Annotated in this window: 18 protein-coding genes and 1 pseudogene; 11 read left to right on the top strand and 8 right to left on the bottom strand. The window is 61.0% G+C overall.

The features are described 5' to 3' along the window. Positions 1-39 precede the first annotated feature (39 nt). Genes K5R33_RS01825 through K5R33_RS01775 form a run of 11 tightly spaced genes read left to right on the top strand, consistent with a single transcriptional unit; the run spans position 40 to position 12,868 of the window. A complete protein-coding gene (locus K5R33_RS01825; RefSeq protein WP_220747257.1) occupies positions 40-1,875 on the top strand; it encodes a hypothetical protein in 1,836 nt (611 codons plus the stop codon). Next, the gene (locus K5R33_RS01820; protein WP_220747256.1) at positions 1,872-4,352 is read left to right on the top strand and encodes a hypothetical protein; all 2,481 of its coding nucleotides are present in this window, start codon (positions 1,872-1,874) and stop codon (positions 4,350-4,352) included. The genes K5R33_RS01825 and K5R33_RS01820 overlap by 4 nt, the downstream gene beginning before the upstream one ends. A gap of 40 nt (positions 4,353-4,392) precedes the next feature. Beyond that, positions 4,393-8,406 (top strand): right-handed parallel beta-helix repeat-containing protein, encoded by a 4,014-nt coding sequence (locus K5R33_RS01815; protein ID WP_220747255.1) that lies wholly within the window; start codon positions 4,393-4,395, stop codon positions 8,404-8,406. After that, on the top strand, positions 8,406-8,606 hold the full coding sequence (locus tag K5R33_RS01810; RefSeq protein WP_220747254.1) for a hypothetical protein: 201 nt from the start codon (positions 8,406-8,408) through the stop codon (positions 8,604-8,606). Before K5R33_RS01815 ends, K5R33_RS01810 begins: the two co-directional genes overlap by 1 nt. After that, complete coding sequence (locus K5R33_RS01805) at positions 8,603-8,779, top strand: hypothetical protein (RefSeq protein ID WP_220747253.1); 177 nt, start codon at positions 8,603-8,605, stop codon at positions 8,777-8,779. Before K5R33_RS01810 ends, K5R33_RS01805 begins: the two co-directional genes overlap by 4 nt. Then, on the top strand, positions 8,779-9,240 hold the full coding sequence (locus K5R33_RS01800; protein WP_220747252.1) for a hypothetical protein: 462 nt from the start codon (positions 8,779-8,781) through the stop codon (positions 9,238-9,240). Before K5R33_RS01805 ends, K5R33_RS01800 begins: the two co-directional genes overlap by 1 nt. A 4-nt stretch (positions 9,241-9,244) precedes the next feature. Continuing rightward, positions 9,245-9,814: an N-acetylmuramoyl-L-alanine amidase gene (locus K5R33_RS01795; RefSeq protein ID WP_220747251.1), complete on the top strand. Its 570-nt coding sequence runs from the start codon at positions 9,245-9,247 to the stop codon at positions 9,812-9,814. Continuing rightward, positions 9,811-10,191: a hypothetical protein gene (locus K5R33_RS01790; protein ID WP_220747250.1), complete on the top strand. Its 381-nt coding sequence runs from the start codon at positions 9,811-9,813 to the stop codon at positions 10,189-10,191. The genes K5R33_RS01795 and K5R33_RS01790 overlap by 4 nt, the downstream gene beginning before the upstream one ends. After that, positions 10,151-10,354, top strand: coding sequence for a hypothetical protein (locus K5R33_RS01785; protein ID WP_220747249.1), 204 nt, complete (start codon positions 10,151-10,153; stop codon positions 10,352-10,354). The genes K5R33_RS01790 and K5R33_RS01785 overlap by 41 nt, the downstream gene beginning before the upstream one ends. Positions 10,355-10,365: 11 nt before the next feature. Beyond that, positions 10,366-10,659 (top strand): hypothetical protein, encoded by a 294-nt coding sequence (locus tag K5R33_RS01780; RefSeq protein WP_220747248.1) that lies wholly within the window; start codon positions 10,366-10,368, stop codon positions 10,657-10,659. A gap of 1 nt (position 10,660) precedes the next feature. Then, complete coding sequence (locus tag K5R33_RS01775; protein WP_220747247.1) at positions 10,661-12,868, top strand: hypothetical protein; 2,208 nt, start codon at positions 10,661-10,663, stop codon at positions 12,866-12,868. A gap of 233 nt (positions 12,869-13,101) precedes the next feature. Here K5R33_RS01775 and K5R33_RS01770 read toward each other — a convergent pair whose 3' ends face one another. The 8 genes and pseudogenes from K5R33_RS01770 to K5R33_RS01740 all read right to left on the bottom strand — a co-directional run bounded on the left by K5R33_RS01770 (position 13,102) and on the right by K5R33_RS01740 (position 17,046). Continuing rightward, complete coding sequence (locus K5R33_RS01770) at positions 13,102-13,317, bottom strand: hypothetical protein (protein ID WP_220747246.1); 216 nt, start codon at positions 13,315-13,317, stop codon at positions 13,102-13,104. 198 nt (positions 13,318-13,515) lie between these two features. Continuing rightward, a complete protein-coding gene (locus K5R33_RS01765) occupies positions 13,516-13,776 on the bottom strand; it encodes a hypothetical protein (protein WP_220747245.1) in 261 nt (86 codons plus the stop codon). A 294-nt stretch (positions 13,777-14,070) separates the two neighbouring features. After that, entirely contained in the window at positions 14,071-14,457 is a 387-nt protein-coding gene (locus K5R33_RS01760) for a hypothetical protein (RefSeq protein ID WP_220747244.1), read from the bottom strand. Next, entirely contained in the window at positions 14,450-14,719 is a 270-nt protein-coding gene (locus K5R33_RS01755; protein WP_220747243.1) for a hypothetical protein, read from the bottom strand. The genes K5R33_RS01760 and K5R33_RS01755 overlap by 8 nt, the downstream gene beginning before the upstream one ends. Positions 14,720-14,825: 106 nt before the next feature. Next, a complete protein-coding gene (locus K5R33_RS18970; protein ID WP_255576089.1) occupies positions 14,826-15,671 on the bottom strand; it encodes a hypothetical protein in 846 nt (281 codons plus the stop codon). Positions 15,672-15,816: 145 nt separating this feature from the next. Continuing rightward, a pseudogene (locus tag K5R33_RS19210) lies at positions 15,817-16,215 on the bottom strand (DNA cytosine methyltransferase); the annotation flags it as partial. A 67-nt stretch (positions 16,216-16,282) separates the two neighbouring features. Beyond that, entirely contained in the window at positions 16,283-16,510 is a 228-nt protein-coding gene (locus K5R33_RS01745; RefSeq protein WP_220747241.1) for a hypothetical protein, read from the bottom strand. Then, complete coding sequence (locus K5R33_RS01740) at positions 16,507-17,046, bottom strand: hypothetical protein (RefSeq protein WP_220747240.1); 540 nt, start codon at positions 17,044-17,046, stop codon at positions 16,507-16,509. The genes K5R33_RS01745 and K5R33_RS01740 overlap by 4 nt, the downstream gene beginning before the upstream one ends. Between the last annotated feature and the right edge of the window lie 496 nt (positions 17,047-17,542).

Raw genomic sequence — 17,542 nt, 5'->3', positions numbered from 1 at the left:
CTTGAACCAAGGGGCCCTGATCGGGCTCCTTCGACGTTCATGCAGGGCTTTGCCGCCGCGTACCGTGCGACCAATCTCGAAGACAACGCCAACTTTCGTGTGCAGCGTGAGCGGACACGCGTAGAGGAAGACCTCGGCCAGCGTGTGCTTGACGCGCTCGGGACTGATGCGGTCGTGGCCGAAATGCGTCGTCAGGGCATCGCACAGGCGGACCAGTTCCTTGAGCGGGACGTGCAGCGCGACCTTATGCTGCGAGAGTACGCCCTCAAGGTTGCGCGCCGTGCCCAGCGAGACGGTACCCCTCTGCTGCCCGATATGGATTTCAGCAGTGAAGCCGTTCAGCAGACCGTAAACGACACGCTGCGGCGGGAGTATCAGGCGGCTCAAGATGATCTAGAAACGCTGCCGCCCGGTAGCTTTCTCCCTCAGTTTGGCGGTGCTGTCGTCTCTGGTGTGGCCGACCTACGCCAGGCCCCATTCCTGATTCTTGGCGGTGCGGCTGGCGGATCCGCCATGCGCGTTATCGGGCGCGAGGCGGCAATCAACATGGCGACCGAGGCGGCGACCCTTCCGTCACAGTTTGCCATGGCGGAGCGATTGGACATTCCCGATCCAAGCGTGTCTGGGCAGTTGGCCATGGCCGCCGCTGTCGGTGGGATCTTTGCCGGTGTACCCATCGCGGCCCAGCGTGGGCTATCTTACTTTAGGGATCGTCAGTCTGTGCCCGTGACGTCTGCGCGGCCCGCAGTGGAGTCGCAGGCGATTGCCGATCAGGTAGAGGATGCCTTGGCGACCGGGCGCGAGGCGGACATTGAAACCCTGGTGGAGCAATTCGGCCCGCCGCGCCCGCCGGAGTGGATTGAACGCCCACCTCTGGTCGCCGAAGACACCGGCTTGGAAGGCAACACGCTTCGCCAGGATCTTGAGCGCCAGATTGCAGACCTCACGCGCCAGGTCAGGCCGCCAAAGCGGCCCGTCGCCAATTACGTGCGCTCGTTAGGTGGCATTGATCCCGATGGCGACTTCGCCGCGGAACTGCGCGCCATTGGGGTGACGAACACTCGGGCTCCTGGGCTGTTTAGGCGTGGCGGTCGCATGGATCTGGACAACATCCCTTCTGTCGAGGCGGAGGACGCGCTTCCGGGCATTGGTCGGTTGATCCCCGAGGAAAACGGGTATCTGGCCCGTCAGCAGCTTATCGACGTGCTTGGTGGAGAGGCAAACGGGCAGCGGCCCGATCTGGACGACATGGCAGAGATCAACCGCCTGCAAGCCGATCTGGATATGCTCGACGCGCTGGACGCGATTGATACCGACCTGCGGGCACCACGGACTGAGCCGGAGGAAGGCGCGTCCGGCCCGTTCTTCCCACCCTCTAGGGTTGGCGACGGGCGCGCGGTATATGGTCAGGCGTCGGACTGGATGCGCGCCAATGGCTATCACCGCCTTCTATCGGATGCGGAAATGGACGAGATTGCATCGATCGTGGCCCGGCGCGGTGGTGCGATTGACGACGTGATTGACCAATTCCTCGCCCGCGAGGCCCGGCATCAGATTGGAGAGCGACATGGACAAACCCGAGGGAATGACGGCGCGCCACGAGATGCTTTGGGCGATGTTCGAGAACCAGGGAACCGACAGGGCGCGACAGATGCAGGATCTGATCCGACAGCGGTATCAGCGCGATACGCCGTCGCAGACGCCGCCACCCCCCCAATCTACGACGACCCCCTAAGCCCTGACGCACGGGCTTATGATGAAGCTGTGTTGACCGAACTGCGTCTGGCCGATGGCTTTGACGACGAAGTTGCCGAACTGGACGAGGCCGAGGCGTTCTTGGCTGCCGTTGAACTATGTGGAGGCCCCCGCCGATGACCTTTGACGTTTGTATGCAGCGCGGTATCGACTCCGGCGACATAAGCAAGATCCGGGGCGAGGAAGCGACAGCGATCTACCGCGATCTGCGCGACCGATACCGGGCCCAGGGGCACCCGGATCACATTGCGGACCAAATGGCAGGGGAAGATACCAAGGCCGCGATGCGAAAGGCCGTTGGCGAAGAACGGCATCGAGGCATCGCGTTTCTGGCTTGGAAGCGGCAGGTGCAAAAACAGGTGGACGAGGCCAAGGACCCGGCCCGCCTGTTGACGCAGAGGGTGGAGTTCTGGGTGGCGGGCAAGAACAAGGGCGCTTCGTTCAAAAGCCAGCAGGCCGCCCTGACGCGTCTGTTTTACAAGAAAATTGACACGTTCTTGGTGCGTCATGGTCGCAACCTGGCGGGCAACGTTCGTGATCCTGCCACCCTTCGGAACGTGGCTCGTGAGATGCACGGGGAGCAAACTGGCGATCAGGCGGCCGGTGAGTTGGCTGAAGCGGTGAAGGCTGCGTTTGAGGATGCCCGGCGCATGTTCAACGAAGCGGGTGGTTCAATCGGGAAGCTGGAAGACTTCGGCATCCCGCACGCGCACAACGCAATCTCGATCACGCGCGCGGGCTTCGACAAGTGGTTTCAGGACATTCGCGGCTCGATCAACTGGAACCGCATGGAAGACCGCCTAACCGGGCGTCCCATGGCCGATGCCGGTGGCGAGCCGTCGTTGGAGTCGCAGCGCCTGTTGTTGCGAGAGGTCTACGACAACATCGCCTTTGGTAAGGAGAGCGCCAATCCGCGCTACGGCGGGCCGGTGGGGCAGTCGTTGCTTGCCAGCGCCAACGAAAGCCGCGTGCTGCACTTCAACGATGCCGAGGCTTGGCTGTCCTACAATGAGGCTTACGGCAATCGTGATCCGTTTGGTGCCATTGTCTCGCATCTACAGAAGATGGCCGGGGACATTGTGACCCTGCGGGAGTTCTCCGCCCAGCCCGAGGTCGGTATCGACTACATGGCCCAGCTTGTCGCGGAGCGGGCACGCAAGGCCGGTGACGAGAAGATGGGCCAGGACGCCGCAGAGAACGCCGTCAGGGCCAAGCGCATGTTCCGGGTGGCGACCGGCGGCGTGCAGCCCAGCAGCGTCAATCAGGCCATGCGCGCGCGGTTCTTTTCGACCGTGCGGCATTTCCTGTCGGCGGCCATGCTGGATAGGGCGATTATCTCGTCGGTGTCGGATCTGAACTCGATGCGCATGGCTGCCAAGACGATTGGCCTGAACCCTGCCAACTTGGTATCGAATCACGTCGAGTTGATGGCTTCGTCCGCAAGCCGGGAAGAACTTCTTCAAATGGGCTATATCTTCGAGACGCTAGCCGACCCTGGGACGACAATGGCCCGGTACCAAAGCGAGGTTCCGCCAGCCGCCATTGGGGAGCGCCTGTCCAGCTTTGTGTTCCGAGCGCAGGGCCTCGCCGGTTGGACCGATGCGGCTAGAGGTGCATGGTGGAAGCTTGAGGCCGCAGGGCTTGCTAACCAGGCCAATCGTGCAATGCAGGATCTGGACCCCACGCTGCGCAGCCGGTTGGAGATGGCAGGCGTCACGTCCGACGAATGGGACAAGTTCCGAGGCGATGGCCTGTTTGAGGCCGCCAACGGTGGTAAGTTCCTGCCGCCCATCTGGTGGCGCGAGAACACCAGTTTGCCGCCGCGTGAGGCTGACCGGATCTTTCTCAAGATGCAGGCAATGATCGATGACCAAATGGAGATGGCCATCCCAACGGATTCGACGTTCATCCGGTCCAAGATCGAGGGCGATGCACCGGCGGGGTCGGTTGGGTACGAGGTGGGCAAGTCGCTGACCATGGTGAAGTCGTTCATCATGGCGTTTTCCGCCAACCAGTACGGGCGCATCATGTCGATGCCCGACAACGCATCGCGGGCGATGTACGCTGCCGATCTTGTAGCCGGGGCGACCGTCATGGGGGCGGTGGCGCTGCAACTCTACAACCTGGCCCTTGGGCGTGAGCCCGAAGACATGACCGACCCGTTGTTTTGGGGTCGAGCGGCATTGAAAGGCGGAGGCTTTGGCGTCCTTGGCGATCTGGTTAGCACTGGCGAAACGTCGTTCGGGTCCGGGTTTGGCGGCTGGGGTGCGGGCCCTTTAGCTAATGTGGCTGACGACGCCTGGGACTATACGTTCGGCAATTTGATCGAATTGGCCTCTGGCGAAGAAACGAATTTTGGCCGTGAGACGGTGCGAATGCTGGACAGATACACGCCCGGCACAGACCTTCCCTACATCGGTTTGGCATTCGACAGGATGGTTCTTGACCAGCTTCAAATGATCCTAGATCCCGAAGCATCTCAAGACTTTAGGGCAAAAGCCGCGCGGTCGGAACGCAATGGTGGGGCCGGGTATTTTGTGCCTCCAGGATCCACAGAGATAAGCGTTCCAGACTTCGCGGGGATGCTGGGCCGATAGTGCATGGTCTGAGTGTGCGTGGCGGCACCATCAAATCGCCATGGCACAGATACCCACCGGCACGAACCGCGTGCATCCGTTCACAGTTGCGGCAGACAGCCGAGGGCCGTTTGAGATCGGCTTTCAAATGGTCGCGGACGATGGGCTAACCGTCTTTGTCAATAATGACGAAACGACCGCGTTCACGATCAACACGAACTTGGTCAACGGGGTGGACGATCAGGCAACCTTGACCTTCGACGCGGAATTGCGTGCCGGGGATCAGGTCATCGTTGTGGGCCGATTGATCCCTTATCGCTCCACCGACTACCTGCCGACTGATCCGTCGCTGACGAAGCACCTCAACACCGAACTGACGGAACTGAATGCCTCGATCGTTGATCTGTGGCGCGAGGTCGGATCGACGGTGCGGGTTGTGCCAGACCCGGCCACGGGCTTGCGTCAGATCCAGCGCATCCCTGTCTTGGGTGCGAACCGGACACTGGTCGGGGATGGGCAGGGGGGCTTTCGACAGGGCCCGGATGCCAACGATCCAATCGTGCTTCCGCTCGATCCCACGCGCGCGTTTATGGCCGCCTCAACGCAGGCTGTCCGCGATATTGAACTGAGCAAACTCGTCGCGGGCGCACAGGTGTTTGTGGCAGACAATGGCACGTTTCAGTGGGACGCCGCCTCGACCTTAGCCGATGACGGGGTGTTCACCCTGGCACCATCTGAGGGGGGCGCTGGCCGTTGGCTACGGATCTATGACCCGGCCAACATCCACGTGAAGTGGTTCGGCACGCTCGGGGTCAGCAACGAAAGCGATACGGAGATTTTGCAGAGAGCGGCTTTATTCTTTGTCGAGACGCTCCAGACAAACTGCGCGCAGCTGGTCCTACCGCCCGCAATCACGGTCACCGACAGCATCGACTTTACCTCGACCGGCGGAAAGAAGGGCACGATTTGCGGCGCGAACAACGGCGGGGCGATCAGCACCATCGTCACGGTGGCATACCACGGTTACGGGCCGAATGCGAAGCAGGGGGCCGTCTTTCAAATGGGCGACCCGGATGCCCCTGCGTATCAGACGGAAATCGGCATCCGCGGTATCGAGTTCGGGCGGGCGGGTTCTCAGTTTAACTCACCCGTCTTTATCGACCACGTTGGCGCAGCCCAGATTGAGTTCAACGAGATCCGCATCGGGTCATCGAACAATACCGCGATCCGTGTGGCGACGCCCCAGAACTGTGTCTTTGACCGGATCCGCACGTTCTCTGGCGGGCGGTCGTTCCAGTACAAGGACGCGACGGGTGTCACCGTGCGTCAGGCGGGTACGACGCTGACGGCCAGCGGGCCAATCTTCAGCGCGTCAGACGAAGGCAAGACAGTCAACGTCTGGGGCACGGGCAGCAGCACGCTTCGGCGCAAAATCAGGATCGTGGAGGTCACGTCGAGCACGACGGCCACCGCGGCTTACTCTGCCAACGACACAGTCGACCGCGCGCTGTATTTTGGGTCGCCCTGGGCCACGCTGACAGCGGGCAGCGTAGAGGTCACAGTGGACGCGCCCATCGCCACCAGCGACGTCGAGGGCCTAGTTGTCGTCTTCCGCGATGGGGGCACGAATCGGCGCCCCTTCCGCGCAAAGATCATATCGACGGATGGGGATAGTACGCTGACACTCGACCAGCCTGCGCCTGTGTCGGCCGTCAGTGAATTTGCCGTCGCCTGTGTCGAGTTCCTGGGTTCCAGCTTTGGCAACGGACCCAGCGACAACGACATGCCCGAGTTCAACATTGAATCCTTCGCGGGCTACGGCATGTATGTGGACGACATGGAGCTGTTCCGCATGGACGGGAAGTTCCATCCGGACCAAACTCCGCAGCCCGCGCGCTACCCGCTGGAACACATCGTGGCCGACCGTTGGGGCGGCGAGTTCGAAGGCGTGTTTGATGCGCAGAACCTCGGGTCGGCCCGGGTCTACGTGACCAACCTCAACACGGCGGTATCGTTCAAGAACCTGCGCTGGCGGTCGGCTGGCGAGGGCGACGTACTGGCCGAGATCGGCCCCCAATCGGACGTCGGCGGCATCGTCGTCTTTGACGCCATGCAGCGCGTTCCGCCTTTCCAATCGGGCGCGCAGCAGGATCCGTTCGGCTGGGTGATCGACGCCAACAACGGCACCGGGTACGCGTGGAGCGGGACGGTCACCTCGTCGAACAGCGCCACCCAATGGAACTTCCTGGGGACCAACGTCTGGGCCGATGGTCTTGGCAACATGACCATCCAAGGCAACGTCAAAATCGACGGCGACGTGCAGCTTGGTTTCGCTGATCTGACAGCCAGTTTCGACACCCTGGCGCGTTTTGGCCCGACGACGAACTTCTTGGAAACCGCGCATGGCGCACCGACTAACGGCTTTGGCTGGCAAGTTCTCCATGTGCCTGACAAGACGGGGGACACCGACAGCGGGTGGCAGTTGGCGCATCGTCCTGCGGCGGGCGGGATGCCGTATTTCCGCGGCAAGAGCGTTTCCACTTGGGGCAGCTGGCTACGCCTTGCATCGCAGCAAGAGACAAAGCGCGAGTTTACCACCCGGGCCGAATTGGTGACTTGGTGGGCGGCCAACTCGGTCCACGTCCCCGAGGGCAACAAAGTCCGAGTGCGCAAAGCGGCCTGGCGCGTCCGTAAGGCATCGACGGTCATTGCTGACCTTCCCGGCCTAGACCCGATCGAGCCTTATCGCCCCGAGCATTTCGGCCCTGCGGGCACTGCGGCCACGACACTTGAGACGACGGCGTCGACCCGGGCGCTTTGGGCCTTCGCGAGGACGCAGCTGGGCAAGCGGGTGCGGATCGAGTTCACCGAAAATCAAGAGTACGTTCTACAGGGCGCGTCGTCGACATTCATGGGCGACAGCGAGGGTTACCTTCTGGTCATAGACACCGACGTGCATCCGAGCATTGAGATCAACGGCACGATCCGCGCAGCGTTTCCGTGGGCCGGACCTGTCGGACGTGACGTTGGTGAGACAATCGACGGCACCGACGAATTAGGGTTGTTCTTCTTTGCGCCATCGCAGGGTCGTACCCCCGGCCAAGCGCCGACCTACGACCTCAAAATCACGGGTCGCGGCACAGTTAACCTACGCAGCATCCCGACCAAGACGTTTGGCGTGAACGGCGTAAAGACGCTTCCGGGGTATCGCGACGTGTGGGTTGAGGGCCTGCTGTTCGATCAAGGTTCGCTGGACCAGCAAGGCAACGTCGTCACGGCGGCCAACCCAAATTGGAGCGACACGGGCTTCGGCGGGGATTCTGCGCTGGATCTCGGCGCGGCCGACAGCATGACGATCGAACGCAATCGCTTCATAGGGGCGAAGGACTGCGCTGTTTATCTGTCGGGTGGCAACGGGCAATTTGACGAGACGGTCAGCCTAGGAGCCCCATACACTTACTTCCGAGAAGGCATCGGGCGTCGCGTCTATATCGCCAACAACAGAGCGATGGGCTGCGATAACTTCGTGCAAATGAAGCGGTTTGTGCGCGATTGCATGGTCGTCAACAATATTGTCGAAGACGGCCGAAACGGCATCAGCACGGGCGCCACCAACACGTCAGGCACGCGGAACGACGGTACGCGCGGGGTCATTTCGGGCAACACGATCCGTCGCTGCAACGGCAACGCGATCTTTGTGTCGTCTGGCGAATTGTGGCGCATTGCCAACAACGAGATCACGGATTTCCGGTGCCGCCACTATCAGCCCGACGTGATGGAAGGCGACGGATACGAGGCGGCAATTACGGTTCGGGGTGTCCGATTAGCCCATGTGGCCGACAACACCATCAGCTTTGAGCATTGGACCGCCGAGCAGAGCGATACCGCCAACCACCAAGTCGGGATCATCACCGGCCCCGACGATGACGGCGTGCAGACGACGCGCACAATCATCGCGGACAACCTGTTGTGGAACATGCTGACGGGCATCGCCTACGACGCCGACGGCGCGACCTCAATCAGCCGACCTGGGAATTACTACATTGGCAACGGCGTTGCGGAGAGGGCTGTTTGATGGAGTGGCTTGATACCATTCTGAATGCCTTGGGCGGCGGCCTTTCTGGCGTCGTGATCATCGGCCTAGCTTGGAAGGTCCACGAGCAAAGCAAGAGGATCGACACCCTCACCGATAGGCAGCACGCGGAGAGCGTCCAAACCCAAACGACTTTGGTCATGTTTCGCGACATCCTCACACGGTTGGAGCAGAAGCTATGAACCTTTGGCGCTTTCTCACGAACCGCAGCGGTAAGGACGACGACGCTCGCAAGGCCCACGAACAGACTGTGGCCGCCCAAGCTGATCTGAACGCTCAGATGCGCCGGATGCTGGATCGGATCAACGAAGACCGAACCCCCAACGACGAACCAAACACCCCGAGGACACACTGATGTGGCTTAACGAATTGAGCGCATGGGTCGCTTTTGTTTTTTGCCTGATGGTGCAGCTGGCCTTCTCCCGCACGGCGTGGGCAAAAGGCGTCGATCCCAGCATCGACCCATTGGGGGCCGCGATCCGGGCCTTCGGCCAAGCTATGTTCTGGGGCACGGGCTCCTATGCGTGGCGCATGGGTTACTGGGATCTGTTCCGGTCATTTTTCGCCCCCGAAGCCTGGGCCGCGTGGAACGACGCGAGCGGCGGGCTCACGATCAACGCCGTCTGGAACGCCAGCATGATCTGGGCCGGGTATCAGGCGCTCGTCGGCCTCCAACTATCGTTACCGGATCAGGACCGCGATCAATGGCGGTGGTGGAACGTGGTCGGCTACCCGCCCTGGCGCCTGTTCATCCGCCTGCGCGCCGTGCTGTCCGCCTTGGCGCAATTCTTCAAACGCAAAGCAAGCCGGGAGTAAGGACATGACCAAGATCGCTATTGTCGTCGGCCACAACGCACGCGCCCAAGGGGCAGTGCGCGTCACTGACGGCCGCACTGAATACGACTGGAATGGTCGCCTTGCCACACTTATCGCGGCCCACGGGAACCAAGTTCGGATCTTTCGGCGCCAGGGTGGCGGAGGCTATTCTGCGGAGATCGACCGGGTATATGCCGAGGTCGATGCTTGGGGCGCGGACGTGTCCGTCGAACTCCACTTCAACGGATCGGCTAGCGCCCGCGCGAACGGTGGGCTCACGCTGTCCAGCGGCACCCGTGGATCCCTACTCTTGGCCCAGGAAGTTCGCAGCCGCTGCGCTGCCGTGCTCGGAAATCGCGACCGAGGCGTGCAGGTGCGCGGACGTCACGATCGCGGTGGTCGGTCGCTTTGGCAGGGCCGTGCGCCGGCCATCCTGACGGAGCCTTATTTCGGATCGAACGCCGCCGAATGCGTCGTGGCGGATCAGAACATGGACGAACTGGCCGAGGCCATTTTCCGTGGCGCGTTTAAGGCTGCACGCCTCTTGTCCGATTCAGATCGTGCCGCCGCATGATCGGCAGCCCAATCACCGCGACCCTGGTCCTCGTCGCGCTTGGCGGCGTGGGATGGGGTCTGGTTGAGAATAGGTCGGCCAACCAGCTGTCCGATCAACTGACAGCCGAACGCGCCCTTGTGGCCGCCCAGGCCCACCAGATCGCCGCCCAGCAAGCCCAGATTGAGTTGGCCCAGGACGCGGCCCGCATCGCCGCAGAGGCCCGTCTGGCCGCCGAGGAACGGGCCAGAGACGCACAAGCTATTATCGCCGCCATAGAGGACGCCCCCGATGCCCAAGACGCTGCTTCTGATGCTTCTCTGCGCGCTCTGCGCCTCCTGCGGGAAACCCGAAGTCGTGACGGAGACGCGGCTGATAGCCTGCTCGATCCCCGATGACCTGCGCACGCCGGTGCCAGGGCCCGACCTGACCGCCACAACAGCGGCTGACGTGGCCCGGATCATCGTCGCCCAGGACACGGCCTTGGGCGAAGCCAACGACAAGATCGTCGCCGTCGATCGCATCGCTGACGAATGCGACGCCAAAGCAACCCAACAATAAAGGATTTTCAAATGGCCGATGTTCCCGTCACCGTATCCCCTGGCTGGCCGCAAGCCGCTCAATACACCTCGCCCGCGCCAAACACACAGATTCGTATTCCGAACACGACCGGGTATGTGGTTTATCTACACACGTCGTCTGATGGCACTCCGCCGACGCGTGACGTTGCGGACGGCGATTTTATTGAACCCGGAACCCGCGATAAGATGACCTTGCCGATGGGTGTGCGCGTTTGGCTGGCTCTGGCGGGCCACTACGATGACACAACTACTGCCACGATTAACATCCACCAGGCCGAAGTCTGACATGGCGTATTTTGGAGGTACGTATTTCGGCGATGGAGGCGTTCCATTTTTTGGCGATGGGGATCTCCTTGACGGTGTGGTGCCCAACGTTCCCGACGTGGTGGTCAGCACAATCGCCGAATTGCAGACGGCCTTGAACGAAGCTGTTGCTGATGGCGGGGGTAGCATCGGCATCAATACGATGATCGACACCAGCCTGATGCGGAGGGTGGAGCAGGACATGGTTGGGGTGACGCCTGCCGCGCCTATCGAAATCATCGGCTCCGGGTCCGCCGGTTTCACACACGGGTTGGAGTTGCGCCACACGAAGAACGTGCGTCTATCGGGTTTGACGTTCACGCATCCAACAGGCGATGACAGCGGTGCGGGACTTTTGGAATTGCAGGGCGACGTTGAATACCTGACTGTATCAGATTGCAATTTCTACGGCCTGCGTACCGACCGGCTTGGGGATTACAAGTTGCAAGGGTCTTACCCAATGGAGATGCACGGCGTGCGGTGCATTGGGTCGAGCCGTGGAACGCCGGGGACACTCGCATTTGAGCGTTGCAATTTCCGGGACCTACTCAGCGTCGGGGTTATTCTTCTAGGTTTTGCGGGTGGCCTGATTGTTCGGCGCTGCACCTATCAGCGCGTATATGCGGACTGTTGGAATATCTCGCCGCAGACGGTAGCCGCAGCAGAAGGGCCTTTTGTTCACGAAGACAGCGAAGGCTTGCTTTTCACAGGTGACGCGCGTGACGAAGTGAACCCTCACGTGGACCCATCTTTCCAATTTATCAGCACGACTTTACCCACGGGAACGCCTGTTCTAGGCGTGCGTAGCGAGCGTGTCGTTGCCGTCGAAGCGCCTTTACTGGCACGGGGCTCCACCATGCACGGTGCCCTCACCAGCTTTCCCGACAGCGGGAACAGGGTGACCTTGGTCGACCCGATTGTCCGTGATTGCGTGATCGCTACGAGCGGCAATCATCACACGTCCATTCAGTGCAATGGCGGCGTTTTCGAACGGAACACCTTCATCGCACCCGGCGAGGCTAACGCAGGTTCTTTCTGCCGTTTCGATTTAAATGTTGTTGGCGACAATCCCATCACACTCACGGACAACATCACGGGCCAACCGGCCTTCTTTGACGGCCCCAACGCTGGCACCGCACCTATCACCGACACGGGCGGCATTGTGCTTGGTCTGCGTGGGGAACTCATCAGCTACGCTACAGCCTTCGCGGCTGACCGGTTCGACAACCTCGGGTCGCTTGCTCAGATCATCGCGGCGGTCACACCGGCGGTCGGTGGTCCTGCGGAGGGCAAGGGCGCGGATCTAACGGCTATTGTGAACAACGCCCCGTCCGCCAGTGCTGTGCCCACGTTGCAGGCCGCTCCAGTCGTCACGGGGTCGCTCACGGTCGGCGGCACGCTCACGTCATCACAGGGTACGTGGTCGGGTGTCGAGGCAAACGACTACGGCTATGCTTGGGTCCGCAACGGACGGGTCATCGAAGATGCGAACGACGCCAGCTACACTATCCGCAACATCGACATTGGCGCCGATATTCAGTGCGTGGTGTCGGCGGGCGGGGCAGGTGGTGTCGCCTCAGACATTACCGATGCGCAGCGCGTCCCAGGCGGGCCAGAGGCGGGCGATGTATTTGTCCTGGGGGCAGACACCTACTTCGTGACAGACCCGCCACCCACAGGCTCCACAGCTTGGCGCTTCGATGCCCTCATTCGCAGCAGCACGGCCTTGGAAAACGTCGTCCTGGCCGCACAGCACTCCGCTGGCCAGATCCGCACGGACGGCAATGCCAGCGTTTTTACGCGCGCGGTCGAGGACAGCACGGGCACCAACCTCGGCAACACCACGGATTTAGGAGAGCTCCCCGCCGATGCCTGGATTGACCTATCGGTGCTGATCGACGTCGCCAATGAGGTGGTTGTGGTGAACCTCTACGGCACGGAGGTCGGACGTCAGTCGATCACCTCTGGCACTGGGCTTCTGCAAACTGACCGCCAGATTGTATTTGGAGCAGCCACCACTGGCGGCCTAAACGCGGTTCTGGACGGCCTGGAATGTGCATTGTTCCGGGCCACCGCAATCACCATGACCGGCCAGGGGCAAAAAATCGCCGAAATCTCCATCGCAGAGCAAGGCTCCATCGCTGCGATCAACGCAGACCCATGGACTAACGGGTCGATTTCGGCTCCGTAGCAGGCCCCGTGCGCGCCGGGAAAAGCGCGCCTTCCCCACTGTCAACTTCCCCGCTGGCTTCGGTCGGCGGGGCTTTTTGCGTTTGCGAAGGAAGAGGCGCTAAAAAGGCGGCTCTGTATCGCCCTCAGAGGGACGCCAGGGGGCCGGGTGTTGCTTGGGTGCAGTCTGCACAGGCTTGGGGTCGTTACGCACGCCTAGGGCGTCCAGGGCGGCGGATAGGTGGGCGGGGAGGGTCATTGCTTGCTTCTCTGGGGAAGATTGACGCCCTTTTCTTTTGCGAGAGTCATAAGCGCAGCGCGATAGTGGTTAGGCTGCATATTGCCTCCGTCAGAGGGCTTGTGATCGCTAAACACTTGCGACAGTCGAAGCGGCCAACCGCCAGGATACGATGCCGCTCTAATCCAAAAACGGAACAGAACCCCGTCTAGGTCATCGTCTTCGTAGTCCATCACGCGTCTCCTTCTCTATGTCGATACCGGCTCGGAGCCGTCTTCGGCTGCAACTGATCCAGCCACGGCTCAATCCGATCCCAGGCTTGTTCAATTTCTTCGTACGCGGCCCATGACTTCACTAGCTTTCGCAGGCGGTCAAAGTCGCTACGCATTGTCTGGAGGCGAGCGGCGTGAGTGAAGGGTTCGGCAGTCATGTTAGGTCTCTTTGTCGCTGTCGATAAGAGACAGGTCAGGCTCACCACCAACCGGTTTTGCCATCGACTCCATTGTTTTGATGGCCTGCAAATACATCCGAACGCCGTTAAACAACTGCTTGGCGACAGCGGCGCGCGCCATTCCATCTTGTGGGCTAATTTGGCCAGTCCGCATTTGCTGCAGATCATCGGCCAGCCCCACAATGACGTTTTGTAGGCCAAGGCTGTCACTGACCGGCGAACTGTCATAGTCACGCGCCATTGAAGATACCCTTTCTCTTATGCTCTGCACGCCAAGCGGCTTGTTCTATCGAGCAAGCCAAGGCTTTTACCTGCCGCGCAAGGCGACGGTCTTTGTGAGACCCGTTTGGACCAAGACCTTTCGCACCCCAAAGCGTTTCGCAATAGTGGCAGATCGGTGGAATTGGCCAATGCTGCACCGGTCCTGGCCATTTGGTATCTTGGTTCTCCTGGCAAATCACGCAGACGAACGGTTTCGGGTATGGGGGACGATCAGGATGCAACTTGGCTAGGTACTCGAAGGAGCTGACCCGCATCACCCATCCCCCATGCCAAGGGCGCGGAGAATGCGGGCGGTGCGATGCTTTGCTGCCCATTCCATCGCTCGGTCAGATCCCTTGATTTGTTTGCATACGACCTTGCCGTGGAACTTCACGCGCCACATTTGGTCCGCATCGTATGGCGAAGCGTTGCAGTGAATGGAGTAGTCGCCCGCCTCAAAGGCGTTGTTTCTGCGCTCCAGCCACTCCAACGGCCTCACCATCGCCTCTATCTTCTCGCGGGTTAAGGGTAGGTCGGCGCGGCGGTAGTTGGCTTCTACGCATCCGTGCGCCGCAAACGTCCAATTGTTATCTACACGCGCGTTGACTACCCCTGATGCCGGGTAATAGCGTGCGCAAATCGTTTCCGGCATGTCAGTCATTGGTTGCCTCGATATCGAACTCCATGTTCGAAAGATTGACGCGACCGATCAGGGTTCGGCGCTCAAAGGAATGCATCCCGTAAGACTGCGTCGAAGAAACTTCACCCTCGCTATCCAAGCCAAGAAGGTGGACGGTGTTTCCCGTTATGTTGAGGACAAGCCAAGCCTTCGTCTTATGCGTGTTTTTGCTAGCGTAGACGTTGCCGACCTCAATCTCCGGGGTTGGTTGCGGCTTTCGCCCTTCGGGATAGTTGAACTGCATCATCATCTCCAATCAGTTGCCCCGGCGGGCTGTATCCGCGAAGTGTGCCCGCCGGGGTTCCGCCCACCACGGGCGAACAGGTTGAGGTGCGTTTCCTGTAACGACCTCAGAACAGACTCCCTTGCTTCGGCGCTGGTTTCGGGACCGGCGGTTTCCAGATCCAAGCGGCTAAGGCCGTGGGCTGCTGACAGAGTGCGCCACGCATGGCCTGCGACCAGTGGGCAAACGCCGTTGCCGAGCAATCGCAAAGCGCGTGACCGGGCGGCCAGCCCATCAGCCATTCGACGAACAACACGTTCAACCGCCGCGCCATCCACGTCCTTCGGCGGTGTTCCCACCGCTCGTAACTCCGGTATCTGCGCCAGTGTGCCCGCGCTGCATCCCTCGGATTGCGACGGGTCGGTTCCGAATACGGCCGCCCAATGCGCTTTGGCCGCTTGAAAAACCCCGCCTCGGCCAAGAGCCGGAGCAAGTTCCGGCGCGTCTCGAATGACAATCTGCCAAAGGTCGTGGGCTTGGGGGCCGGGTGGGTGAAGGAATGGGCGATGAAATTCGGAAGCCGCTCGCCCTTGTTCTCGCCCCCGCGCGTTTTGAAGGGCGTGGTGTTTGGTGACCGATGATCTCGACTGGCTGGCGTTGGAAACTGCTGCGCATCGGTCGCCAGGCAGGCATTGCCGGCCGCCGCTGTCGGGATCTGCCCCGATCCCCTCGGGCTGACGTCGTGGGCCTGCGGTGTGGTCCACATGCGGGCTTGCACCTGCAACGATGTGACCGTGTTCCGCGGCCCGCCCTTCATTCGGGCTTTCATGGCTAAATGGGCTTGAGGCGACTTGTTGTCGTCGTTCGCGACTGGCGTGCCCCACATCATCGCCTTGGCCAACGTCTCGGCCCGCCGTGTGAAATCGCTGTTCCCCGCCGCACTGTTCCCGTTCTGGGCCGGTGTCCCGGCCATCGGTGTCGGCCAATTCTCTGTCGCCTCTTGCAGATCCGGGCCGCCGGCACCCCGTAAGACACGATTCGTATTCGCGCCGCCCGTCATCGCCTTGGCGGTAGGCCACGCTGAACCAACGCTCTCGCTTATGCGGCGCGCCTGCTTCTGCCGCTGTGAAGAGGCCAACCGCAGGCGTGAAACCCATGTCCCATAGTTCTCGCAACACGGTCTCTGCGCCGAGGGTGACGTGGCCGCTGACGTTTTCGAGGATGATCCATCGGAGTCCTGTCCCGAGCTCACGGCACACTCTGGCGACATGGGGCCACAAGTGTCGGGGATCGTTTGCCCCGCGTCGTTTGCCCGCCGCGCTGAACGGCTGGCATGGGTATCCGGCAAGTACGGTGTCGATCGCTCCGGCAAGCGGTCTGGCGTCGAAGGTTGTGAGGTCGTCCCAGATGGGGGCAGGGGCCAAGTATCCTGCCCGCTGGGCAGCGATGAGGACGTCCCTGGGGTATTCGTCCCATTCAACGTAGGCGCGGGTGTGGAAGCCCGGCTCGGCAAGCATGATGCCCATATCCAATCCAGCGCCGCCTGCGCAGAGGGACAGTCCGTGCCGGGGACGTGATGCCATGTCATGCCTGTCCTTGACCTTGTGAGTGACCCGGCGCGGCGGGTGTGGCGGAACACAGATCCGCAATCGACAGCATCGTCCGAGCGTGCAGGTCAGGCCGTGTCAGGCGGTCCATAAGCGCCTTCTCAGCGGCCAGCTTGTCGGCCACGGCGGACTTCATCCGGCGGCGTCCTGCGGGCGTCTGGTGGGGCAGTAGGGAGGGTGCGGTGGGGAGTTGGTTGGTGTTCATTTCCCAACCTCCGGCTCAAGAAACGCATCGCGGAAAGCGCGCCGTGCGGCGGCCCCTGCGGCGGCCCGTGCGGCGGCCCACTCTTCTCGGGAAACGTCCGGGGCACGCTTATGCAGGGATATTACGCGCTTCACGCATCCCGATGTATCGTAGGGGATGGCTACTTTTAGGATAGCGATCATAAGCCGATGGTAAAAAGCGCCCCAGTCGGACACCGCCGCCGCGCGCTCCGCAAACTGAACATGCCAGTCTTGCCGGTCGCCGTCCGGTAGACCTTCGAAAACAGCTTCCTGAAAGCGGTGCGCCCATTCGGGGTATCCAGTTGATTCAGACAATGCTTCGAAATCACCAGGTGTCTGCCCTAGGTCATAGTTGAAGCACCCCACGGAACACGCCTGCCCATCTCTCCGCTCAAAGTGCCCGCTCGCCAATTGGTCCGCCGCGCGGTGCGCCTTGGCCATGTCGATGAATTGTTGCGGGGTTAGTTTTCCCCCCAACGGCACCTTGTCGGGATTGCTCAGATCGAAATCGCTCATTTGCTGGCCTCACGGTTGTAACTTCGGGATGCACCCCGCCCGCAAGAAAGCAGGCGAGATACGGTTTTTTACCACCGTCCCGTTACAAACCTTTCGGCTAAACATCTGTTTTTATGATGCTTCCTGAATTGCAATTCGCGATTGTGGATCAGGAGGTCCCCCGTTCGAGCCGGGGAGGTGGTACCATAGAAAACAGTATGTTAGCCGTTGCTTTAGATCGTCTTAGGCTCTTTCTAGGCTCCGGTTCGGTTTCATTTGGTTGTTGGAATCAGCCCTGACGCATCTTCGGGGTCGTCGACGCGTCGCGCCTGTCTCGAGGATTTCTAGGTTCAAGGCATACATGCTCTTGAAAGCGGAAGCCTCTTGTCAGCGTCCTTCTGACTGCCGATTTGTATGGGTGCTGTTGGTTTAGGCTTACTTTGCTTTCTATTCTCTTGACCGCTCGCTAGTCGGAATAGTTTTCTTGTGGCGGTCTGGAGTAGGATTCCGAAACAAT

Origin of the sequence: Jannaschia pagri (assembly GCF_019655435.1) — a bacterium.
In the GTDB taxonomy this organism is placed as follows: domain Bacteria; phylum Pseudomonadota; class Alphaproteobacteria; order Rhodobacterales; family Rhodobacteraceae; genus Jannaschia; species Jannaschia pagri.
Note: the sequence above shows the minus strand (reverse complement) of the source record. Positions and strands in the feature narration are given on the sequence as shown.